This window comes from Micromonospora sp. DT4 (assembly GCF_049841675.1).
Lineage (GTDB): Bacteria > Actinomycetota > Actinomycetes > Mycobacteriales > Micromonosporaceae > Micromonospora.
This window is the reverse complement of the sequence record NZ_JBNCKT010000207.1, coordinates 1-4582: the sequence shown is the minus strand read 5'-3', so window position 1 is coordinate 4582 and position 4582 is coordinate 1. Positions and strand designations below refer to the sequence as shown.

General features: G+C 68.9%; 3 protein-coding genes. 2 read left to right on the top strand and 1 reads right to left on the bottom strand.

Annotation, left to right across the window (positions count from 1 at the left end; translation table 11 throughout):
- The first annotated feature begins 402 nt into the window (after window positions 1–402).
- Entirely contained in the window at window positions 403–1842 is a 1440-nt protein-coding gene (locus ACLQ24_RS28655; RefSeq protein WP_425894855.1) for an RICIN domain-containing protein, read from the top strand.
- Between the two features lie 232 nt (window positions 1843–2074).
- Here the strand turns inward: ACLQ24_RS28655 and ACLQ24_RS28650 are convergent, their stop codons facing one another.
- Complete coding sequence (locus ACLQ24_RS28650) at window positions 2075–3295, bottom strand: cellulose binding domain-containing protein (RefSeq protein WP_425894854.1); 1221 nt, start codon at window positions 3293–3295, stop codon at window positions 2075–2077.
- 223 nt (window positions 3296–3518) lie between these two features.
- Between ACLQ24_RS28650 and ACLQ24_RS28645 the strand changes: the two genes are divergently transcribed.
- Window positions 3519–4346 (top strand): SAM-dependent methyltransferase, encoded by an 828-nt coding sequence (locus tag ACLQ24_RS28645; protein ID WP_425894853.1) that lies wholly within the window; start codon window positions 3519–3521, stop codon window positions 4344–4346.
- Window positions 4347–4582 lie beyond the last annotated feature (236 nt).

The window sequence follows — 4582 nt, the reverse complement described above, 5'->3', positions numbered from 1 at the left end:
CCTCGACGTCCTCAAACAGCTGTTCACCACCGGGCCGTGGTTGCCTCAAACGGCTACCTCAAGCTGAATACGTACGTCCGACCACTGACCCACATGAGGCGCGTCGGCCACCTCGCCAGAGGGATCTGTCGATGCCTTGACACCCCAGATGCGAATCGCTAACACTTGGCTGCAACACGCGCTTAACAAGCAGAACACACGCTGTCTGCACCAGTGTGGAATGCCGGATCTGCCTGTGCGGCACGCCGACAAGGCCACGACTCGACCACTCATGCCCGCGGGTCGTGTTAGCGCTAACACATTGACGACCGCCCCGGAGGCATCATGGTCATACCACCCGCTGGCCGCGCACCTGAATCGTCACGCCATCCTCGCCTGCTACGACGGACGCTGATCGCGCTGGTGGCCGCGCTGACAGCGCTGGTGGGCGGTGTCGCGGTCACGTCGACACCGGCCGCCGCCGCCACCAGTCAGTTCCGAGGCATGAACTGGGCCGTGCTGGGTGACAACTTCAGCACCGGCCCCCTCGTCGTCCAGGGCCTGAGCATGTCCGACAGCAACGCGACGGTACGGGCCAAGGCCAATGCCCTCTACGACGACATGGCGTCCACCATGGGCGTCAACACCGTCCGGCTGCCCATCAACACCCACACCGTCGGGACGGCCTGGTGGGAGGCGTACCGAGGCGCCATCGACGCCGCCACCGCACGCGGGTTCAAGGTGATCCTCGCCTACTGGGAGGACGGCGCCGCCTCCGGCGGCAGAATCACCAACCTCGCCGCGTGGAACGCGATGTGGTCCACGGTCACCAACACGTACGGCGCGAACACCAACGTGTACTTCGAACCGATGAACGAGCCGCACGGCTACAGCTCGGCGGAGTGGCGCAACGTCGCGGCCAACTGGCTCACCTACCACTACTCGGCGACGCCCAGCCGGGTGCTCATCGGTGGCACCGGCTTCAGCCAGGACCTGCGCGACATCTGCAACGACAGCCGCTTCAACTCGACGCTGCTGTCCTTCCACTACTACGCCTTCTTCTACGGCGCGATGACCTACGACGCGTTCCGCAGCCACATCCAGGCGCGCCTCGGCGACTGCGCCGCACGGGCGGTCGCCACCGAGTTCGGCGCGCCCATGAACGACGGCCGCAACTACGGCGACGCGAACAGCACCGACAACTTCGTGCGCTACATCCGCGCCATGGCCCAGGTCATGCGCGACAACCAGATGGGCGGCACCTACTGGCCCGCCCTCGGCGGCAAGCCCGGCAGCATCGGCTACGACTGGTACTCGATGTACTCGTTCAGCGGCAGCGGCACCGACCTCACCATCCGCAACACCTCGGGAGCAGACCGAATTCGCTACGGGTGGGGCGACACCATCGGCGGCGGCGACCCCACGACGCCTCCGCCGACGACGGAGACGTTCTACCGGATCACCGTGCGGCACAGCGGCAAGGCGATGGACGTCCAGTCACCGAACACCGACAACGGCGCGCGCGTCGGCCAGTACACCTACGGCGGCAACGCCTGGCAGCAGTGGCAGTTCCAGGACGCCGGCAGCGGCTACTGGCGCATCAGCAGCAGGAACAGCGGGAAGTGCCTCGACGTGACGAGCGCCTCGACCGCCGACGGCGCCGAGCTGATCCAGTACACCTGTGGCAGCGGCACCAACCAGCAGTTCCAGATGGTCGCCAACGGCAGCTACTTCCAGCTCCGCGCCCGACACAGCGCCAAGTGCGTGGACGTACCGGCCGCGTCGACCGCGGACGGCGTGGTCCTCAAGCAGTACACGTGCAACACCGGCACGAACCAGCAGTGGTCGCGTACGGCCGTCTGACGATCCGCACGGCAGCGCCCCCGCTCACCGGGCGGGGGCGCTTCGCGTGCACGCAGCACCGCGTCTCCGCGAGACGTCGGCGCCCCGCATGCTGAGCGTGTTCGCGGCGGAGGCGGGCGCGGTCGGGCCACCGAGCGTGGTGGAGGCGACGAGGACGCCGGTCATGACGGCCGAAGCCAGGGCCGCGCGGCGATGGGTTGTGCTCACGAGACTCCTTAGAAGGGCGACGCGCTCAGCCCGTAGTACACGGAGCACCGTTCAGCGTGAAGGCGGTCGGCGGTGCGTCGCTGGCGCCCCACCGCCCCTGGACGCCGAAGGTCGCGGCGCCGTTCGGCGCGAGGACGCGGTTCCAGTCGACGTTACGAGCCGTCACGGTGGCACCGGTCTGGCCGACCGTGGCGTTCCACGCCGAGGTCACCCGCTGGTCCCCCGGGAAAGCGAAGGTGACGATCCAGCCGTCGACCGGTGCCGCTCCGACATTCTGGACCGTCACTGTCGCCACGAAACCGCCCGGCCACTCGGACTGGTTCCGGTAGGTCACCTGGCACGTCGATGGCGGTGGGGGCGACGGGGTGGTCGTGGTGGGCAAGGTGACGGTGTTGGACGCGATCGACACGTTGCCAGCCGCGTCCCGGGCCCGCACGTAGTAGAGGTTCTCCAGCGGCGTGGACGCGGGTAACGACGTCGTGTACGTCGTCCCGGGCACGGTGGCGATCAGCATCGAGCTGAACCAGCCGTCGAACCGGTAGACGTTGTACCCGAGTACGCCGACGTTGTCGGTCGACGGCGACCAGGACAGGGTGCCGGTCGAGGCTGTCACCTCCGCGACGGTCAGGGTCTGCGGGGCGCTCGGCGGGGTGGTGTCCGGGCCGGTGTCCGTCACCGGGGTCACCACGGTCACGCTGTCCGTGGAGGTCGAGCGGTGCCCGAGAGTGTCCCGGGCGGCCACCCGGAACGAGTACTGCTTGCCCGGCCCGATATAGGAGGTGATCGTGGTGCTGGTCACGGCGCCGACGCTGGCGCTGTAGATGACGTCGTCGAATGCCTGGTAGTACGTGATGTCGTACCCGACGATGGCGCAACAGCCGGGCTTGGCCGCCGTCCAGGTGAGGGTGACCGACCCGGTCCGTACCTCGCTGGCGGTCAGGTTCGTGGGCGGGCTCGGCGGGAAGGGCGAGGTGTCCGGCGTGCCGGGGGCCGTGGTCGGCGTCGGCGGCGCGGTCCCGGTCGGTTCCGCGGCGGGCAGCGCGGCCCGGACGGGCGCAGGGCCGGGCCGCGCGGCCCGGACGGGCGCCGGAGCGACACCGGGATGCGCGGCGGGCGTCGCGGTGCCGGCGTCGGCCGCCGGCGCGGTGCCCAGAGCGGCGGCGAGCACCACCGTCGACAGCACGACGGCGGCCAGCAGACCCGGCCCCGGACGGCGGAACAGCGCGGACGACGAGACGTCAGTCATACGTCGACGATCCCGCCAGATATCGATTGTCGCCAACACATCTCACTACTCGGTCGGCGTCTTGTCGGCGTGTCGACCAACGAGTGCGCTGGTGAGCGGACGATTCGCTGGGAGCGGTACCAGCCGGGGCGAAAATCCTCCTGTCCGATCGCTACACTCGCCGCAACGCCGGCACCGTCCACAGTCCTCAGCCCGCGCTGAATCGCATCGAATGGAGACGCCTGTGACCCGCGACAAGGCGGCACCCCCGGGCATCGACCCCCGCATTCCCAGCGTGGCCCGGGTCTATGACTTCTTCTTGGGCGGCAAGGACAACTTCGAGGCCGACCGACAGGTCGCCGAGCACGCCCTGCGCATCACCCCGGACGGGCCGGCCGCCGGCCAGGCGAACCGGGCCTTTCTGCGTCGGGTGACTCGCTTCCTCGTCTCCGAGGCGGGCATCGATCAGTTCCTCGACATCAGATCGGGGCTGCCCACCCAGGGCAACGTGCACGAGGTCGCCACCGAGCAGAACCCGAAGGCTCAGGTGGTCTACGTGGACAACGACCCGATAGTCCTGACGCACGGGCGGGCACTGCTCGCCGCAGACGGCACCGCGACGGTGATCCAGGCGGACGTCCGGACGCCGCAGGAGATCCTGCACCACCCGGACGTACGGCGATTCCTCGATTTCGACCGACCGATCGGGTTGCTGCTCTTCGCGATCCTGCACCACCTCGGTGACGACGAGGATCCACGAGCGGTGGCGGCAGAGCTGATCGACGCGCTGCCCTCCGGCAGCTACGTGGCGGTCTCGCACTTCCGCGACCCGGGCGAGCGAGACCCGGAGGGCTCCCGCAAGGCCCGCGAGGTCGAGCGGGTCTTCAACGAGTCACTGGGTACCGGCCGCTGGCGTACGGACGAGGAGATCCTCTCCTTCGTCGACGGGCTGGAGGTGCTGGAACCGGGACTGGTGCCGCTGGCCGAGTGGCGTCCGGAGCCGGGCGCGTCCCCTCCCCAGCAGACCGACACTTACCACACCTTCGTCGGGCTGCTCGCCCGTAAACCGTAAGCTTCGCCCTCCGGTGCGTCCGTCGGCGGAAGAACTCGCCGACGGACGCACCACCGCCGCCATCGCCGCCGCCCGGATCGCGCCGTGTCGGACCGGACCGGACCAGTCGGAGTCGGCGCGGCGATTGCGTAGGACCACCCTTCGCTGGCGCTGATACCCCTGAGAGACTGTCGGGTAACTGGGTGGGGGCGGAACGTCACGCCGAGACACGTCGATGGAAGGTCCTCGACAAATAG

Bases quoted from the DNA above. Each gene is read 5' to 3' on its own strand.
- ACLQ24_RS28650 (WP_425894854.1), bottom strand. From the start codon at position 3,295: ATGACTGACGTCTCGTCGTCCGCGCTGTTCCGCCGTCCGGGGCCGGGT.